We start from the raw sequence: 19,042 nt of genomic DNA, 5'->3' as shown, positions 1-19,042 counted from the left end.
ATAAGAACGATTTTGTCTAAAGTGATTAAATAAATAATAAGAAAAAGTAATTTGTATTATGTGTAATCCTCACTGTCTCTGGTGAGGATTATACGCATGAAATCATTTAAAAATGAAGCTGAATTGCTATAAGAGGGTGTCAGGATGCCACAATTTTTTCAAAATAAACGTTTAATGATTGTCTTGGCTGCTATTATATTATTGGTGGCACTTCTAGGTTATTCATTAAGAAATAACAGAAACCTTTCTATTCCCGAGCAGTTTATTAAAGATACAGTAAGTTTGACTGAAAAAGTATTTAATAAACCCGCACAATATATTGCGGGTTTATTAAATAATATTTCGGATTTGAAAGATACATATAAAGAAAATCAAATATTAAAAAGTAAACTTGATAAATATGTAGAGCTATCTGTTCGTGAGAAGGAACTAGAAAAAGAAAACAAAGAATTAAAAGATCTGATTGGTTATACTAAGGACCTAAGTGATTACGAATCAATTCAAGCAACAGTAACTATTAGAGATCCTGATAAATGGCAGCAGATTATTACCATTGATAAGGGTTCAACTAATGGTGTTGAAAAAGAGATGGCGGTTGTTACAGCAAAAGGATTAATTGGAAAGGTTAAAAACGTTTCAAAATTCTCTTCTACTGTCCAATTACTAAGTGCATCTGATCGAACAAATCGTATTTCTGCAAAAATTCAACAGAAAAATACAGTATTTGGCTTAATTGAAGGTTACGATGTTGAAAAACAAACACTATTGTTTAAACGAATCCCTTCTAATGCAAAAGTTAAAAAAGGACAAACTGTGGTGACTTCTGGTCTTGGCGGAGTTTTTCCGAAAACTTTAGTCATCGGGAAGGTTGAAGAAGTTGAACCAGATGAACATGGATTAACTCAGACTGCTTATATTAAGCCACAAGCAGATTTTAATGATATTAACCATGTCATTGTCGTAAAACGCACCATTGACGTACAGGAAGGAGAGTAGAAAGTAGATGAGTAAGTATGTTTTACCTCTTCTTCTATCACTTCTTTTCATATTAGAAAATATTTATGTTTCAAACGTGTCCCCAACACTATTAGGTGAAAAGGGAATTATCGTACCACATTTTCTGTTTTTCGGATTATTATTTATGACGTTATATTATAATCCGAAGAAAGCACTTGTATATGGTGTTATATTTGGCGTAATCTATGATATTGCGTACACAGAAATTATTGGAATATATTTAGCGGCTTTTCCTTTATTTATATTTTTAATAAGCCAAGCAATGAAAATACTTTATGCTAATTTATTTATTAGAAGCATTTTAGTTCTGATTTGGACAATTGCTTTAGAATACTTAGTTTATGGATTAAATATTCTATTTGGATATACAAATATGTTAAATAGTTACTTCATAAATCATCGATTATTTCCGACATTATTACTGAATGCACTCTTTATATTAATTTTTGCATTTCCTCTGTCATCATTATTAAGAACAATTAGTGAAAATAATGAGGAAAAATAAAGGATTTTTTGAGTGCATGTCGAATTATACATTCGGGGTGAACACTTATCATGGAACAGAGGCAACAATATGTTACAATAAAAGGAACAAAAGATGGTCTAACGCTGCACCTCGATGATACATGTTCTTTTCAGATTTTAGTAGATGAAATTGAAGAAAGACTGTCTACCCACTTGTTTGAGAGCAATGATCGTCCATTAATTGCAGTCCGATTAAAAATTGGAAATCGCTTCTTATCTCCCGAACAAGATGAAATAATACGATCTATCGTTCGTAAAAAGAACAATCTTGTTGTTGAATCAATCGACAGTAATGTTGTTTCGAAACAAGAAGCGATGGAATGGTTAAAAAGAGAAGAAATCGTTCCTATTTGCAGAATGGTACGATCTGGTCAAGTTCTCCAAGTAAAAGGTGATTTACTGTTAATCGGTGATGTTAATCCGGGTGGAACTGTTATTGCAGGTGGCAATATCTTTATTATGGGTGCGCTTCGAGGGACTGCTCATGCTGGATTTAATGGCAATAATGAGGCAGTTATTGCAGCGTCTATAATGAAACCAATGCAGTTGAGAATTTGCAGCATAATGAACAGAGCACCAGATCATTATGGTGAAGAAGGCAATGAAATGGAATGTGCATACATAAATGAAGATAACCATATCATTGTCGATCGAATTCAATTTCTCACTCATCTTAGACCTAGTTTGACAAGGTTAGAAAGGGGCATGATGTAACTGTGGGAGAGGCTATAGTAATTACATCTGGTAAAGGTGGAGTTGGTAAAACAACGACATCAGCAAATTTAGGAACAGCTTTAGCAATGTTTGGTAAAAAAGTATGTTTAATTGACACCGATATTGGCCTACGAAACTTAGACGTTGTCATGGGCTTAGAAAACCGAATCGTTTATGATTTAGTTGACGTTGTAGAAGGTCGTTGTAAAACGCATCAAGCATTAATCAAAGACAAACGCTTTGAGTGCTTATACTTATTACCGGCTGCTCAAACGAGTGATAAAACTGCTGTTACTCCTGAACAAATGAAAGTGCTAGTTGATGAACTGAAAAAAGACTATGATTATATATTGATAGACTGTCCTGCTGGAATTGAGCAAGGATATAAAAATGCAGTTGCTGGAGCAGATAAAGCGATTGTTGTCACAACGCCAGAAATTTCTTCAGTTAGAGATGCAGACCGTATTATCGGATTATTAGAACAAGAGGATATCGAACCTCCTAAACTAGTAATTAATCGTATTAGAAGCCATATGATGGAAAATGGTGATAGTTTGGATGTAGATGATATTACTTCTACACTAGCTATTGATTTAATTGGAATTGTTCAAGACGATGAGAATGTAATTAAAGCCACTAATAGTGGTGAACCAGTCGCGATGAATCCAAATTCTAAAGCTTCAATTGCTTATAGAAATATTGCAAGAAGAGTGTTAGGTGAGTCAGTACCATTACAATCATTAGAAGCTGAAAAGAGTTTATTCTTTAAAGTTAAAAAATTATTCGGAATCCGTTAACACTTCGTTATTCTAACGAAGTGTTTTTCTTTTTACTCATAAGTTGTCCACCATTCTCATATAGTTTAATTAACAAGACTGTGAAAAGAGGTGACACTTTGAGTAAACGCGTTGATGATATTCGAAAAAGAATTGCTAAACGACGTGAACAAGAGGATAAATGGGGTCATCCAAATCAATTGATGACAAAATTCCCTCTAAATGAAGCACAAACTACCGAAAATGGGTATACGTATTCTTATGATGATTTAGTTGAACAGCAAGGTAAAAAAGTAATGAATCATTCTACTTTTTTGTTTAGAAGTTTATTAAGTGCCGTTATTGTTCTTGGGTTAGCGATCGTCTTAAAAGGTAATTCATCAATTTCTACTGAAGTAAGAAATGGACTATCAAAGGTGTATAACAGTGAATTTCAATTTGCTTCAATACAAAAGTGGTATGAAGATCGGTTCGGATCTCCTATTGCCTTCTTACCTCAAATAAATAAGAAAAATGAAACGGTTGATAGTGTAGACTATGGTGTCCCAGCTAGTGGGAAAGTACTACAAAGTTTTAAAACGGACGGGCAAGGTATTTTAATTCAAACTGAACTAAATCAAAAGGTAGAGGCTATTGAAGGTGGAAATGTAATTTTTGTTGGTGAAAAGGATGATTTGGGACAAACGGTGATTGTGCAACATGCGGATGGATCTGAATCTTGGTACGGAAAATTAAGTTCAACAAATGTTAAGTATATGGAAAGAGTCGATAGTAAAAAGGTTTTAGGTACTGTTACTCCTGATGAAGAAGGTAATTTTGGAACGTATTACTTTGCAATCAAAATGGGTGAAAAATTTATTGACCCGAAAAAGGTGATATCTTTTGAATAAATGGATAAAACTTGCTTCAAAGATTACACTACATCCACTTTATTTATTAATTGCATGTATTGGTATTTTAACAGCAAATTTTTGGTCAGTTTTATTTATTACGATTATTATCTTCTGTCATGAATTAGGACACGCAATCGCTGCAACTAGTTTTAATTGGAGAATTAATAAAATTACATTATTACCATTTGGTGGGGTTGTGGATTTAGATGAACATGGAAATCGACCGATTTTAGAAGAGTTCATTGTGACAATATCAGGTCCAATACAACATGTAACATTATTTGTGATCGCAAAGTTTTTATTTGAGATGAATTATATTCCTGAAAATTTATATTCACTTTTTATCGGGTATAATGTAAGCATATTATGCTTTAATTTATTACCAATTTGGCCTTTAGATGGTGGGAAATTTATGAATCAATTGTTTTCTTTAATGTTCCCATTTGTGAAGGCGCATTTGTATAGTCTTTATTCGTCATTTTTATTTTTATCAATTGCTACAGTTTTGACGTTAGTGATTCAACCGATTAATATAACCATTTGGGCTTGTTTGTTGTTTTTATATATTTCTTTATGGATTGAGTGGAAGAATAGGCATTTTGTTGCAATTCGTTTTCTGATGGAGCGTTTTTATGGAAATGAACAGTATATCCAGAAAATCAAATCTATATCATTGACGAAGGAGACAAAGCTTTTTCAGGTGTTTTCTAATTTCCATAAGGGGTATAAGTATAATGTTGTTTTTAATGTGGATAAGAGAAATCAACAGATGCTTGATGAGAATGAGTTATTGCATGCTTATTTTACGGAGAAAAAAGCTACTTATTCTCTTGAAGAGTTGATCAGTTAAATTTCATGGGAAGAAAAATGTGGGATGGCAATTAATAGTTGCCATTTTTTTATGAAGAGTATCTCTTTGATTTCCACTGCAGGATGCTCGCTTTCCATGGGGCGGGCGCTGAGCCTCCTCGGCGAGCCTCCGGGGTCTCAGCTGTCCCGCAGCTCCCATAGGAGTCGAGCATCCTTCCGTTTCAATCATTTTCTGATAATGGGCGAGTGTTATGAAAACCTTTTAAGAATAAAAATAAATAGATAAAAGTCGTATGAAGTTATTGATTATGTTTGATTTGAGAGTTCGTTTTAAAAATCTTTCTTTGAAGAGTATTAATCAAAAAGTTGTGGAATTATTCAATACATTGATTTCCACTTCAGGATGCTCACTTTCCATGGGGCATACGCGTTTGTGGGTTCTTAGATGTCTCACAAATCACACAGGAGTCGAGTATTCCAGCATTTCTTTATCAACTTAACAAAGAAAAAAATTCCAATAGTCAGAACCTGCCACTTATTTAAAGTGGCTTTTTTTAATCCTTTTTATGGCAATACTTCCAATTGACTTTGAATCATCAAATTTCGAATACCCACACTTGAAAAAGAGATAATAACTAATGCAATATGCTGTAAGAATATGTTTTGTGAGAGGACATGATGGTTATGAACAGAAAAATATATCTTATTTTAACTAGTGTATTTTTATCTTCTGTGATATTAATGGGTTGTAATGCAAATGATGATCGAGATGATGTAAATAATCGAAGAAACGTGAATACTCCTGTAAATTACGAAAACGATATGAATGATGTGGATTTAAATAATGATGATATATATAGAGACAATGATGTAAGAAATAATGGTTTAAGAAATGATGTAAGAAATGATATCAGGGATAATGATATGAATGCACCTGGTGTAGATGAAGACGATAATATCCTGCGTGATGATGAGAATGATAATGACCCTGATCCAGAAGACATTATAGAAGATCCAAAAGATATGATTGATAATGATAAACGTGATGAGTAATTAGAAAGAGAAAACACCACAAGTTTGTGGTGTTTTTTTCTTGTGGATTGTATCTTAACTAGCTTTTTCTAAAAGGAATGAATAAAATGAGAAGTATTATAGAAAGTTAGGAAGATGAAATTGAAGAAAGTCATTATGAATGTTAAACATTCAGAAAAAAGAATAGCAGTAGTTGAAGACAATCAGTTAGTTGAGTGGTATTCATCAGCTGATACAAGTTCATTTGTGGGTAATATTTATATTGGTCAAGTGCAAGATGTATTGCCTAAGTTAAATGCGATATTTGTTGATGTCGGTTTAACTAAAAATGGATTTATGAGATATGAAGATACGATTGAAGGTAAAGAAAATCCGGATCAATCAGGCGAAGCCCTTCGAAAAACATTTCAAAAAGGTCAGTATATTCTTGTTCAAGTCATTAAGGATGCCTTTGATGAAAAAGGACCGAAGCTTACAAATAATCTAGAATTCTCTGGTGACTATGTTGTTTATTTCCCACTTACGAAACAGGTTGCCGTTTCAAATAAAATAAAAAAAGAAGCAACTCGTAATAAGTTCTATTCTTTCGGTAGAGAGAACACGAGTGGATCTGAAGGGGTAATTTTTAGATCTTCGAGTGAACACGCGAGTAATGAAGAGATTTTGAATGAGTTAGTTCACTTTCAAACAATTTATTCTTCATTTGCAAAGCAAGTATCAAAAAAAGTGACTTGTGTGTGGGAAGCAAATTCATTGTACACGAAGTTTTTTAAGCTTCACCCAACAAGTACAATTAACGAGATCATTGTAGATGACTTACTTTCAATAAAAAATCATCTGCCTATGACAATACCCACTTCAGTTTACAAAGGAAAAGAAAATATTTTTGTCGCTTATCAAATTGAAGAACAAATCGAAAAGTCATATAAATCAATTGTTTGGTTAAAAAATGGTTCTTTTTTAATTATGGAGCAAACTGAGGCAATGACTGTTATTGATGTGAATACAGGTAAATTCAGTGGTAAACAAAATAGAGAAGAAACTATATTTCAGACAAACCAATTTGCTGCAGTAGAAATCGCACGTCAGTTGAGACTAAGAGATATTGGTGGTATGGTCATAATTGACTTTATTAATATGCCTTCAACAGAAAAACAGAAAAAAATATCTGATTTGTTACGGGAAGCATTTCAAAATGATCGAGCATTTACGAAGTTGTTTGGTTTTACAAATCTAGGGTTATTTGAACTAACAAGAAAGCGCACGACTCATTCACATATCGAAGCTACCCATCAAAAGTGTTTAGTCTGCAATGGGACGGGACTTATAAAAAGTGCAGAGCAAATTGCTTTTGAATTGGAAAGAGAGCTATGGGAAACATCGTCAAGCGAATATGAAGCAATTCTTGTTGAATGTGATCGCGATGTGGCAAATTACATAAACGGGGAAAATAATCTACATATCAAGAGGCTTGAAAAAGCGTTATATATGAATATCTATCTAAATATTACATCTTCTAAAATTCATTACTATGAGATTGTCAGAGTAGGTTCAGAAAAAGACGTGAAAAGCTATTTATAATAGGTTTATCAGCGGAATAGTTGTTGACATGAACTATTCGCTCGTGGTAACATCATAATGTTATTGTTTGTAGCGCACCCGTGCTACAACCGCTCATAGCAGGTATTAAATGCTTTTTGCATGCCTGTCATTGGCGAGTCTTAGACTATTTGAGGAGGTGCAATTATGTACGCAATTATTGAAACTGGTGGAAAACAAATCAAAGTTGAAGAAGGTCAAGCAATCTACATTGAAAAGCTTGATACAAACGCAGGTGACACTGTTACATTCGACAAAGTTTTATTCGTAGGTGGCGAAAGCATCAAAGTTGGTAGCCCAACTGTTGAAGGAGCTACTGTAACTGCTAAAGTTGAAAAGAACGGTAAAGCTAAAAAGATTCTTGTATTCAAATACAAATCTAAAAAGAACTACCGTCGTAAGCAAGGTCATCGTCAACCTTACACTAAAGTTGTTATCGAAAAAATCAACGCTTAATTATAAGTAATGACTAATATAACAATTGAACGTTTACAAGATGGACGTATTTGTTCCTTTATCATAAGTGGACATGCATTTTTTTCTGAATACGGTACAGACATTGTTTGTGCAGGTATTTCAGCTGTTTCTATCGGAACAGTAAATGCACTGGAAGCTCTTTGTAACATTGACGCAGAATCATTTACGCATATTGATGAAAAACAAGGTATCTTGAAATATCAATTGCCAATGAATTTAACCAATGAAGAAATGCAAAAAGCGCAACTTATCCTTGAGGCGATGCTTGTATCTTTACAATCGATCGCAACAAGTTACGGTGATTATGTCACTATAAACGAGTAAAACAGGAGGTGTAACCATGTTAAAATTAAATCTTCAGTTATTTGCTTCTAAAAAGGGAGTAGGTAGTACAAAAAACGGTCGTGACTCAATGTCGAAGCGTCTTGGTGCGAAACGTGCTGATGGACAATTCGTAACTGGTGGTTCAATTCTTTACCGTCAACGCGGCACTAAGATTTACCCAGGTGTAAATGTTGGTCGTGGTGGAGATGACACATTATTTGCGAAAGTTGATGGCGTTGTTAAATTCGAACGTTTAGGCCGTGACCGCAAACAAGTAAGTGTATACCCTGTAGCTCAAGAAGCTTAAGAAACTAACTTAGAAACTCTAACCTTTTAGGTTAGAGTTTTTCTGTACATTTGACATATTTTCAAACTTTTGCTTTTTAGATAAGCAACCTCTAAACAATATGCTCCAAATAACTCGAGCATTTTTAAACAAGATAAACAACGGCTTAACATAATAAGTGATTTATCAAATGCCGAGTTTTCTTTATATGATCACCTTCTTATATACCAAAAAAGTAAACCAATAGGAGAAGTACAATGCAGGGAAAATGGGACGTTCTTGAGGTATTAAGACATTCACGTCATGATTGGTTAAATCGAATTCAATTAATTAAAGGTTATTTGGCTACAGGTCAAAAGGATATGCTAGAAGAAACGATGACAAAAATCATTGCGGATTCCTTGAACGAAGCTAAAATATGTTCTTTACAAATTCCAGCTTTTGCTGAATTTATTATTACATATAATTGGAAACCTCGGACAATTGTACTAGATTATGAAATTTTAGGAGATCCTTGTTCTCTTAAAAATTTAGATGAAATGATGACAGATTGGATTCGAAATTTTTTAAGCAAACTAGAATCATGGGTACATATTTATGAGGAGAATTATGTTAGCTTAACAATTGAAATAAATGATGAAACAGTTTGTTTCTTTTTTGACTTCAGAGGTAAACTAACAAGGAAAGAAGAAATGCTGAAATGGATTGTTTCGTCTTCAAGTGATCATTCAAAGATTCAAATGATGTCATATTTTTGTGAAACAGAAGAATGCAGTATAGAATTTAAAATGGAAAAATAAAGAGTGGTGGATTTATGTTTATTGATCAAGTCAAGATATATGTAAAAGGTGGAGACGGCGGTAACGGAATGGTTGCTTTCCGTCGTGAAAAGTATGTTCCTAAAGGTGGTCCTGCTGGTGGCGATGGTGGTAAAGGTGCCAATGTAGTTTTCAGAGTAGATGAAGGACTAAGAACATTAATGGATTTCCGTTATAAGCGTCATTTTAAAGCAGATCGTGGACAACATGGTATGTCAAAAAATCAACATGGTAAAAACGCTGAAGATATGATTGTTAAGGTACCACCTGGAACGATCGTAACTGATGCTGATACTGGTGAATTAATTGCCGATCTTACTATGGATGGCCAAACAGCTGTCATTGCAAGAGGAGGACGTGGAGGAAGAGGAAACAGTCGTTTTGCTTCTCCAGCAAATCCTGCACCTGAGATTGCTGAAAATGGTGAGCCAGGTAAAGAGCGTAACATTCAGCTTGAGTTAAAGGTATTAGCCGATGTTGGATTAGTTGGATTTCCAAGTGTTGGAAAATCGACTTTATTATCAGTAGTAAGTTCTGCACGACCAAAAATTGCTGAATATCATTTTACAACAATTGTTCCAAATCTTGGTGTTGTTGAAACAGATGATAATCGTAGTTTTGTTATGGCAGACCTACCTGGACTAATTGAAGGAGCTCACCAAGGTGTTGGCTTAGGTCATCAATTCCTACGTCATATTGAGAGAACTCGTGTTATTGTACATGTAATTGATATGTCTGGTCTTGAAGGTCGCGACCCTTATGATGATTACTTAACAATTAATCAAGAGCTTAAAGAGTATAATTTACGTTTAACTGAGCGACCACAAGTTGTCGTTGCAAATAAAATGGATATCCCACAAAGTGAAGAAAACTTAGTTAAATTTAAAGAGCAAGTTGGAGATGAAGTGCAAATTTTCCCAATTTCTGCAGTTACTAGACAAGGCCTACGTGAATTATTATTTACGGTCGCAGATTTAGTGGAATCTACACCAGAGTTCCCACTTCATGATGAAGAAGAAGATAAGCCATTACGTGTTCTTTATAAGTATCAAAAAGAAGAACCAACGTTTGAAATTACGCGTGAAAGTGATGGAACATTTGTAGTTAAAGGTGAGGAACTTGAAAAATTATTCAAGATGACTAACTTTGAACGCGAAGAATCTATTCGACGTTTTGCTCGTCAAATGCGAGGTATGGGTATTGATGAAGCATTACGTGAACGTGGTGCGAAAAACGGAGATATTGTTAAAATCTCTGAGTATGAATTTGAATTTATCGATTAATAAAAAAGGTAAGCAACTAGGTTGCTTACCTTTTTTTATGAGGACATATCTATCAAAATTCCCTCTTTTTTCAATTCAGACAGGGCATTCTCAAGCTGCTGATCATTATCAGCTTCTATTGTATGAAGATGTATTCCATTTGTTAAGTTCGCTAGTGGTACTGAATTTGTTTCTTCCATCTTTTGAAGAAAAATTGAAATATCATATCGATTTGTAATTTGTAATTGAGCTGTTATATAACCATATACAGGGTGTTCGACCATTACATCTTTAACTGTTATACCGTGGTCTACTAATATTTCCAATTCCTTTTTTGTTTCAGTATTAGAATGTCGACAAATTATCACTTTTTGTATTTTGTTTGACCCAGTGTCTGGGTGCATATAAACATAACCTTGAGCAGTTGCCATAATAGGCTCATTTTTGGCTTTTAATAAAGTGATATCACCTACTACTACTTGCCGACTTACATTTGCTCGTTTTGCTAAGGAATTTCCTGAAAGTGGACTTTTGGCTTCTTTTAACCATTGTAAGACTTTGTTCCTTCTCTCTTCTCCTAAAAGTTTTTTATTCATTTTTTCAATTCCTCGGTTAGTAAATTTTGCTTCATAATTAATTTAAGAGTAGAAGCAAGTTTTGTTAAGTCTTCTTCGTTCGTGTATTTTCCAATTGATATTCGGAAAAACTGCTTTGCTTCATGTTCACTTCTTCCAATGGCTAACATTGTTTCTGACGGTTTTTGCATTCCAATAGCACACGCACTTCCAGTTGAAATAGCAAACTGATGTCTATTGCATTCTAGCATCACAAATTGACCTTCTAGACCGTTAATTCTCATTCCAATTATATTTGGAATACAGTCTACATCAGAACCTTCAAAATGAACTAATTTTTCAACATCTTTCAATTCATAACGAAATAATTGTTTTAATGCTAAGTATCTTTGTTGATCATGATTCTTTGAATTAATAATATGTCCTACTGCTGTTACAAAAGAAGCAATAGCAGGTACGTTAACAGTACCAGGACGGATTCCACTTTCATGAGAAGTTCCTGGATAAATTGGCTGACTAGTTAGTTTTGGGTTTATATAGAGTGCCCCAACACCTTTAGGACCATAAATCTTATGGCTAGAAATACTTATACTAGAAACATCGAATTCAGCAAGATTTATATCCAATTTTCCAAAAGATTGTACACAGTCACAGTGTAGCATAATATTCAATGGTTTAAATAATTTAGCAATGTCTTTAATTGGTTGAATTGCGCCTATTTCTGAGTTGACGTGTTGAAAGATCCCTAATATTGTATCATCACGAATTGCTTTTTTAATCAAATCAACTGAAACGATTCCATTTTGATTTACTGGTATATAAGAAACTTCAAAGCCCTGTTCTTCCAAAACTTTTACATAGTTACTAATTGATGAATGTTCTAAAGTAGTTGTTAAAATATGGCGTCCTGGTTTTTTTGTGCTTTTTAAAAGAGTTTGTAAGCCAAGTATATTAGATTCAGTACCCCCACTTGTAAAGTAAATACTTGCTGGACTAGCGTTTAAAAAACCAGCAAGTTGTTTACGACAAGTTTCAAGTAGAAGGGATGCATTTGATCCAACGTCGTGTAAACTTCTTTCATTCCCAAAATAATGTTTAGAGGCAGATACAAATGTCTCGAGAGCTTCTTCACTCATTGGTGTTGTGGCAGAATAGTCTAAATAAATCATTTTGTAGCCCCTCTTTCTTCCATTTAAAAAAAATTTCTTGTCATTAGTTTAATTATATGTAAATATAGGTGTCAAGACAGCTTTTTTTTTAATATGATAAATTTTAAATAGATGTATATGTAAATGGGGGAGGGCAACGATGCGAAAAGCAGATGTTGTCATTATTGGCAGTGGGATTGCTGCATTAATGGCTGCTGAGGAAATTTGTCAGTCTAAAAATGTGATTCTATTCACAAAGAAAAAAATATTTGATAGTAATTCAATGCTAGCGCAGGGTGGAATTGCTGCAGTTATGACTGACGATGATTCATGGGAGTTACATCAACAAGATACACTTGAGGCAGGTTGTTATATAAATAATGAGAAAGCTGTAGAAGAGCTTGTAAAAAACGGAACAAAATCGATGGAAGATCTTGTTTCTTTTGGTATGAAATTCGATATGGATCCAAATGGAAGATTTCATTTAGGAAGAGAAGGCGCTCATCGTAAAAATAGAATTCTTCATGCAGGTGGAGATGCAACAGGAAAACATCTTGTTGAAACAATGTATAAACGGTTAGAAGATAAAATTACAATTATCGAAAATGAAATGGCGATTGATTTTATTATAAAAGATCACAAATGTGTTGGAGTCTATGCGCTAGCAGAAAATGGCGAGTTAAAGATTTACTATGCAAATGCAACGCTCTTAGCGACTGGCGGAATTGGCTCGATGTATCAATTTAGCTCAAATAATCAATCTATTACTGGCGATGGTATTGCAATGGCATACCGAGCAGGATGTGGAATGGCAGACTTGGAATTTGTTCAGTTTCATCCAACAATGTTGTATGTAAATGGTGAATGTAAAGGCTTAGTTTCTGAAGCAGTTCGAGGTGAAGGTGCATATTTAGTTACAAAAAACGGTCGTCGAATAATGAAGGGGATTCATCCATTCGAGGACTTGGCGCCACGTGACGTTGTCAGCAGAGCTATTTATAATGAAATGAAAAATGGTGAAGAAATATACTTATGCATTAGCTCAATTGATAACTTTGAAGAACGCTTTCCAACAATATCTTCAAATGTAAAAAACAATGGAATTGACCTAGCAGACGGATACATTCCAGTAGTTCCAGGTGCTCATTTTCATATGGGAGGCGTCAAAACGAATACAAATGGTGAAACAAATATTCCAGGGTTATTTGCAGTAGGAGAAGTAGCTAGTACTGGTGTACACGGAGCAAATCGATTAGCTAGTAACTCTCTTTTAGAAGGCATTGTATTTGGAAAAAAAGTTGCTAGATTCATAGCAAAACTGCCAAGCATGATGATTGACGTGAATGTTATGAAATATGAAATACCAAGATTAAGAACATTACCTACTAAAAATGACATTAGAGATATGATGATGAAGTATGTTGGGATCGTTAGAACAGAAGAAGGTTTAGCGAAAGTCATCAATTATTTTACGGACTATCTAGAGTCAGTAGAGTTAGAAACACATGCAATGACTTTAGAAGAATTAGAAATATACAATATGATCACAACTGGCAAGTTAGTTGCTGATGCTGCCTTCAATCGTAAAGAAAGTATTGGCTCACATTTTATCGAATTAGTAAATGAACCAGCTAACTTATAGGGGGAAAATATCTTGAATACGTTAAAAGCAAAAAAAATGATTGAGCAATTTTTATTAGAAGATATTGGTGAAGGGGATGTATCTTCAATTCATATCTTTCCAATGAAAGAACGTTCTATTGGAAGAGTTGTAGCAAAGGCAAACGGAGTAATCTGTGGAACAGACTTAATTGAAGTTACTTATAAATTATTACATGAGGATATTAAAGTTACATGCCATGTTGCAGATGGTGAATTTGTAACACAAGGTCAGCTTATTGCTGAAGTAGAGGGTCCAGTACAAGTTTTATTATCTGGAGAACGAGTAATGTTAAATCTATTACAAAGAATGAGCGGAATAGCCACATTAACTGCCAACGCGGTTGAAACGCTAAATGATAATCATATAAAAATCGTTGATACTAGAAAAACGATGCCTGGATTACGTTTATTTGATAAATATGCTGTTACATGTGGTGGTGGTGCTAATCACCGTTTTGGTCTATACGATGCAGTTATGCTAAAAGATAATCATATTGCATACGCAGGCTCAATTAAAAATGCAGTAGATGCACTACGACATAAACTTGGACATATGATTAAGATTGAAGTGGAAACTGAGAATGAAGCACAAGTTCGTGAAGCAGTAGAGGCTGGCGCAGATGTAATCATGTTTGATAACAGGACGCCAGATGAGATTAAACAATTTGTTACATTAGTACCTGAAACAATTAAAACAGAAGCTTCAGGTGGGATTACTTTAGAGAATTTAGCAAACTTTCAAAATTGTGGGGTAGATGTGATTTCATTAGGATGTCTAACTCATTCAGTTAAAGCGTTAGATATCAGTTTTTATTTGTAAGTAATGGGGAATGGAGTGAATAATATGAATGTCTTAGATATGATTCAAAAAAACGAGGGATATCAAATTCCCGATGAATATTACACGTTATCAACTGAAGAAATGGAAAAAAGAGTTAGAGATATAAAAGAAAGACTAGGAGAGGAATTGTTTATCCCAGGTCATCATTATCAAAAAGAAGAAGTTGTTGTATTTTCAGATTCAACAGGTGACTCGCTTCAATTAGCTCAAGTGGCTGCAAACAATAAAAAAGCAAAATATATTGTTTTCTGTGGCGTTCACTTTATGGCGGAAACAGCAGATATATTAACTGAGGATGATCAAATTGTCATATTACCAGATATGCGTGCAGGTTGTTCTATGGCTGATATGGCCGACCATCATCAAACTGACCGTGCTTGGTTAGCGTTACAAGAGCTTTTCGGAGATACGATCGTACCATTAACATATGTAAATTCAACAGCAGCAATTAAAGCATTTGTTGGGAAAAATGATGGTGCGACAGTGACATCCTCAAATGCAAAGAAAGTAGTATCATGGGCATTTACTCAAAAGGAACGAATCTTATTTTTACCGGATCAACACTTAGGACGTAATACTGCATATGAATTGGGTGTGCCACTAGAACATATGGCTATTTGGAATCCAATTACAGATACATTAGAGTATGATGGTGATATTCAAGATATAAAAGTAATTCTTTGGAAGGGTCATTGTTCAGTACATGAAAACTTCACTGTAAAAAATATCGAGAATGTAAGAAAAAACCATCCAGATATGAGAATCATTGTGCATCCAGAATGCTCTAGAGAGGTTGTAGCTGCAAGTGATGATAATGGTTCAACTAAATATATTATTGACCAAATCGAAGCTGCACCAGCAGGAAGTAAGTGGGCAATTGGTACTGAAATGAACCTAGTACAAAGAATTATAAAAAATCATCCAGACAAGGAAATTATTTCATTAAATCCTTTTATGTGTCCATGTCTAACAATGAATCGTATCGATCTACCACATTTATTATGGTCATTAGAAAATATCGAAAAAGGCAACATTCAAAACATTATTACAGTAGATAAAGAAACTGCAAGTGATGCAATAAAAGCGCTTGATAAAATGCTTGAACTAGCCTAAGCATAATAATGATAAGTTCATCATAAAAATCATTTAGTCATATTTGGCTAAATGATTTTTTTATAGAAAAAGCTAGAAAAAAGTAAATACTTATACAAGCTTAATAATATATTTTCAAATTCCTTCAATCATAAATACAAATTTACAGACATACATTGTTGTGAGGTACTAACTGTACAATCCAACGTAGAGGCAATTGGTCAGGAGGGGAAAAGGTGAGAATTCATATAGTTCAAAAGGGCGATACCCTTTGGAGCATTGCTCAAAAATATAACATCGATTACGACGAATTAGTAAAATTAAATGCGCAATTAAGCAATCCAGAAAGTATTTATCCAGGTATGAAAATTAAAGTACCTGAAAAGATGAAAGAAAAGCAGGCACCTTTAGGTTCTCAAAAAGAGGTACAGCTTTCAAAGGAACCAAAAACGAGTATTAATTTGGACGTAGATGAGAAAGAACAAGTTCAACCTGTAACAGAACAGCCAACACCTGTTGCTGAACAACCAAAACCTGCTGTCCAACCAACAACGAAACATGTTGATAATACATTTAATATTAATGTAGAAGTTTCGCCTACAAAAAACATAAAACCTGTCATTCAAGTACCGATTCCACCTGCGAAACCAACTGTATCTCCTGCAACAAGTAATAGTAATCAACAAGTATCTCCTGTTCAAACTGGAAAGCCAAATGCGAATATACCGCAAGCTGTCATGCCAGTTGCAGATAAAAAACCAATAAATGAAAATAATTTAAAAGTGAACACCAAGGGAGGACAAAACATGTCAGAGAAAAACAACTACTTCCCAGGATCGTTAGTTTCTCCATCAACTTCTAGTCCAAAAGAACAAGTGTCACCAGTACAAGCGGGAAAACCAAACCAGCAAGTATCTCCTGTACAAACAGGAAAACCAAACCAACAAGTATCTCCTGTACAAACAGGAAAACCAAACCAACAAGTATCTCCTGTACAAACAGGAAAACCAAATCAACAAGTTTCTCCTATCCAATCTGGGAAACCAAATCAACAAGTGTCACCAGTACAAACAGGTAAGCCTAACCAACAAGTATCACCAGTACAAACAGGTAAGCCTAACCAACAAGTATCTCCTGTTCAAACGGGAAAGCCAAATGTGCAAGTATCACCAATACAAACAGGAAAACCAAATCAACAAGTGTCGCCAGTCCAAACGGGAAAACCAAATCAACAAGTGTCACCAGTCCAAACAGGAAAACCAAATCAACAAGTTTCTCCTATCCAAGCTGGGAAACCAAATCAACAAGTGTCACCAGTACAAACAGGAAAACCAAATCAACAAGTATCACCAATACAAACAGGAAAACCAAACCAACAAGTTTCGCCCGTCCAAACAGGAAAACCAAATCAACAAGTATCACCAATTCAAACAGGAAATAAGGCACAAACATTGCCAGCTTATACAGGACCAAACTCAAATGCAGCACAAACATTACCGGCATATACAGGACCAAACTCAAATGCAGCGCAAACATTGCCAGCTTATACAGGACCAAACTCAAATGCAGCACAAACATTACCAGCATTTGAAGGTCCAAATTCACCACAAACATTACCAGCATTTGAAGGTCCAAATTCACCACAAACATTACCATCGTATATGGGACCGAACGAAAACTTCCCACAAACATTACCGGCGTATATGGGACCGAACGAAAACTTCCCACAAACATTACCGGCGTATATGGGACCGAACGAAAACTTCCCACAAACATTACCGGCATATATGGGACCAAATGAAAACTTCCCACAAACATTGCCAGCATATATGGGACCAAATGAAAACTTCCCACAAACATTACCAGCATATTACGGACCAAACTCGCCACAAACATTGCCAGCATATTATGGACCAAATGCGCCGCAAACATTACCAGCATACATGGGACCAAATTCACCACAAACATTACCTGCATATTATGGGCCAAATGATAATTATCCATATTACCCAGGTAGAGGAGAGGGAGCAGGAGGAGCTGTACCGACATTCCCGAGCTTTGGGCAAATGCCAATGATTCCTGGAGTTACTGCTGCAGGACCAGCGACACAACCGATTGCTGGAGGGGTACCATCTGCGCCAACTCCATTACCAGCACCGATTCCAGCGCCAATCCCAGCTCCGATCCCTGCACCTAATGCGCAGACATTACCAGCGTTCTATGGACCTGGATTTAATAATTCACAAACATTACCATCGTATATGGGACCTAATAATTCACAAACATTACCATCGTATATGGGACCAAATAATTCGCAAACATTACCATCGTATATGGGACCTAATAACGCGCAAACATTACCAGCATTTTATGGACCGAATAATAATTTCCCACAAACATTACCGGCATATATGGGACCGAATGAAAACTTCCCACAAACATTACCATCGTATATGGGACCAAATGAAAATTTCCCACATACTTTACCAGCATACATGGGACCAAACGAAAACTTCCCACAAACATTACCGGCGTATATGGGACCAAATGAGAACTTCCCACAAACATTACCGGCATATATGGGACCAAATGAGAACTTCCCACAAACATTACCGGCATATATGGGACCAAATGAGAACTTCCCACAAACATTGCCAGCATATATGGGACCGAATGAGAACTTCCCACAAACATTGCCAGCATATATGGGACCAAATGAGAACTTCCCACAAACATTGCCAGCATATATGGGACCGAATGAGAACTTCCCACAAACATTGCCAGCATATATGGGACCAAATGAGAACTTCCCACAAACATTGCCAGCATATATGGGACCGAATGAGAACTTCCCACAAACATTGCCAGCATACACAGGACCAATGGATTATCCTAAGTTCCAAGGTAATAATGGACCAGGTGTTTCGCCTTACTCAGAAGGACCAAATGGCCCAATGTATCGTGGTCAACCTAATCCGTATTTTGATCCGAGTTCACAATTATTCACTCCATATGCACAAAATCAATCTTCTTATGGAGTACCGTATTTTGAGGAAGACGAAAATTAAATTCTTGGATTTTAATCAGGCGATTTCTATTATGAAATCGTCTGTTTTTTTATGATTGCCTTTTAATTGTTAGCAACCCATCAATTAACAATTTAAAAATCTCCTAATTGGTAAACCTAACTA

Annotated in this window: 19 protein-coding genes and 1 other annotated feature; of the genes, 17 read left to right on the top strand and 2 right to left on the bottom strand. The window is 35.1% G+C overall.

Annotated elements, in window-relative coordinates:
- The first annotated feature begins 144 nt into the window (after positions 1 to 144).
- The 13 genes from mreC to obgE all read left to right on the top strand — a co-directional run bounded on the left by mreC (position 145) and on the right by obgE (position 10,554).
- The gene (mreC, locus tag ABID96_RS15990; RefSeq protein WP_192602876.1) at positions 145 to 996 is read left to right on the top strand and encodes a rod shape-determining protein MreC; all 852 of its coding nucleotides are present in this window, start codon (positions 145 to 147) and stop codon (positions 994 to 996) included.
- A 7-nt stretch (positions 997 to 1,003) separates the two neighbouring features.
- Positions 1,004 to 1,522, top strand: a complete 519-nt coding sequence (gene mreD / locus ABID96_RS15985; protein ID WP_088004138.1) for a rod shape-determining protein MreD — start codon at positions 1,004 to 1,006, stop codon at positions 1,520 to 1,522.
- A gap of 47 nt (positions 1,523 to 1,569) precedes the next feature.
- Positions 1,570 to 2,256, top strand: a complete 687-nt coding sequence (gene minC, locus ABID96_RS15980; RefSeq protein ID WP_088004136.1) for a septum site-determining protein MinC — start codon at positions 1,570 to 1,572, stop codon at positions 2,254 to 2,256.
- Positions 2,257 to 2,258: 2 nt separating this feature from the next.
- Complete coding sequence (minD, locus tag ABID96_RS15975; protein WP_192602875.1) at positions 2,259 to 3,053, top strand: septum site-determining protein MinD; 795 nt, start codon at positions 2,259 to 2,261, stop codon at positions 3,051 to 3,053.
- Positions 3,054 to 3,151: 98 nt separating this feature from the next.
- Positions 3,152 to 3,922 (top strand): M23 family metallopeptidase, encoded by a 771-nt coding sequence (locus tag ABID96_RS15970; protein WP_088004132.1) that lies wholly within the window; start codon positions 3,152 to 3,154, stop codon positions 3,920 to 3,922.
- On the top strand, positions 3,915 to 4,775 hold the full coding sequence (locus ABID96_RS15965) for a site-2 protease family protein (protein ID WP_192602874.1): 861 nt from the start codon (positions 3,915 to 3,917) through the stop codon (positions 4,773 to 4,775). The genes ABID96_RS15970 and ABID96_RS15965 overlap by 8 nt, the downstream gene beginning before the upstream one ends.
- Before the next feature lie 701 nt (positions 4,776 to 5,476).
- Positions 5,477 to 5,788: a hypothetical protein gene (locus ABID96_RS15960; RefSeq protein ID WP_377896947.1), complete on the top strand. Its 312-nt coding sequence runs from the start codon at positions 5,477 to 5,479 to the stop codon at positions 5,786 to 5,788.
- Positions 5,789 to 5,908: 120 nt separating this feature from the next.
- Complete coding sequence (locus tag ABID96_RS15955) at positions 5,909 to 7,348, top strand: Rne/Rng family ribonuclease (RefSeq protein ID WP_192602872.1); 1,440 nt, start codon at positions 5,909 to 5,911, stop codon at positions 7,346 to 7,348.
- 77 nt (positions 7,349 to 7,425) lie between these two features.
- Positions 7,426 to 7,499 (top strand) — a sequence feature (ribosomal protein L21 leader region).
- A 14-nt stretch (positions 7,500 to 7,513) separates the two neighbouring features.
- Positions 7,514 to 7,822, top strand: coding sequence for a 50S ribosomal protein L21 (rplU, locus tag ABID96_RS15950; RefSeq protein ID WP_088004124.1), 309 nt, complete (start codon positions 7,514 to 7,516; stop codon positions 7,820 to 7,822).
- 9 nt (positions 7,823 to 7,831) lie between these two features.
- A complete protein-coding gene (locus tag ABID96_RS15945; RefSeq protein ID WP_088004122.1) occupies positions 7,832 to 8,167 on the top strand; it encodes a ribosomal-processing cysteine protease Prp in 336 nt (111 codons plus the stop codon).
- 16 nt (positions 8,168 to 8,183) lie between these two features.
- The gene (gene rpmA / locus ABID96_RS15940) at positions 8,184 to 8,474 is read left to right on the top strand and encodes a 50S ribosomal protein L27 (protein WP_025672162.1); all 291 of its coding nucleotides are present in this window, start codon (positions 8,184 to 8,186) and stop codon (positions 8,472 to 8,474) included.
- Positions 8,475 to 8,710: 236 nt separating this feature from the next.
- On the top strand, positions 8,711 to 9,253 hold the full coding sequence (locus ABID96_RS15935) for a Spo0B C-terminal domain-containing protein (RefSeq protein ID WP_088004120.1): 543 nt from the start codon (positions 8,711 to 8,713) through the stop codon (positions 9,251 to 9,253).
- A 14-nt stretch (positions 9,254 to 9,267) separates the two neighbouring features.
- Entirely contained in the window at positions 9,268 to 10,554 is a 1,287-nt protein-coding gene (obgE, locus tag ABID96_RS15930) for a GTPase ObgE (RefSeq protein WP_192602871.1), read from the top strand.
- A 35-nt stretch (positions 10,555 to 10,589) separates the two neighbouring features.
- Here the strand turns inward: obgE and ABID96_RS15925 are convergent, their stop codons facing one another.
- Both ABID96_RS15925 and ABID96_RS15920 read right to left on the bottom strand, forming a co-directional pair.
- Positions 10,590 to 11,129 carry a transcription repressor NadR gene (locus ABID96_RS15925; RefSeq protein WP_192602870.1) on the bottom strand — a complete coding sequence of 180 codons (540 nt, stop codon included), beginning with the start codon at positions 11,127 to 11,129 and terminating at the stop codon, positions 10,590 to 10,592.
- Complete coding sequence (locus tag ABID96_RS15920; protein WP_192602869.1) at positions 11,126 to 12,277, bottom strand: IscS subfamily cysteine desulfurase; 1,152 nt, start codon at positions 12,275 to 12,277, stop codon at positions 11,126 to 11,128. The genes ABID96_RS15925 and ABID96_RS15920 overlap by 4 nt, the downstream gene beginning before the upstream one ends.
- 139 nt (positions 12,278 to 12,416) lie before the next feature.
- On the opposite strand from ABID96_RS15920, the gene nadB reads away from it, so the two are divergent.
- The 4 genes from nadB (at position 12,417) to ABID96_RS15900 (ending at position 18,919) form a co-directional block, all read left to right on the top strand.
- Positions 12,417 to 13,898, top strand: coding sequence for an L-aspartate oxidase (gene nadB / locus ABID96_RS15915; RefSeq protein WP_192602868.1), 1,482 nt, complete (start codon positions 12,417 to 12,419; stop codon positions 13,896 to 13,898).
- 12 nt (positions 13,899 to 13,910) lie between these two features.
- On the top strand, positions 13,911 to 14,738 hold the full coding sequence (gene nadC / locus ABID96_RS15910) for a carboxylating nicotinate-nucleotide diphosphorylase (protein WP_192602867.1): 828 nt from the start codon (positions 13,911 to 13,913) through the stop codon (positions 14,736 to 14,738).
- Between the two features lie 24 nt (positions 14,739 to 14,762).
- Complete coding sequence (gene nadA / locus ABID96_RS15905) at positions 14,763 to 15,872, top strand: quinolinate synthase NadA (RefSeq protein ID WP_192602866.1); 1,110 nt, start codon at positions 14,763 to 14,765, stop codon at positions 15,870 to 15,872.
- A gap of 215 nt (positions 15,873 to 16,087) precedes the next feature.
- Entirely contained in the window at positions 16,088 to 18,919 is a 2,832-nt protein-coding gene (locus ABID96_RS15900) for a SafA/ExsA family spore coat assembly protein (RefSeq protein WP_377896946.1), read from the top strand.
- The last annotated feature ends 123 nt before the right edge of the window (positions 18,920 to 19,042 follow it).

Origin of the sequence: Gottfriedia sp. OAE603 (assembly GCF_040543965.1) — a bacterium.
Lineage (GTDB): Bacteria > Bacillota > Bacilli > Bacillales > Bacillaceae_G > Gottfriedia > Gottfriedia solisilvae.
Note: the sequence above shows the minus strand (reverse complement) of the source record. Positions and strands in the feature narration are given on the sequence as shown.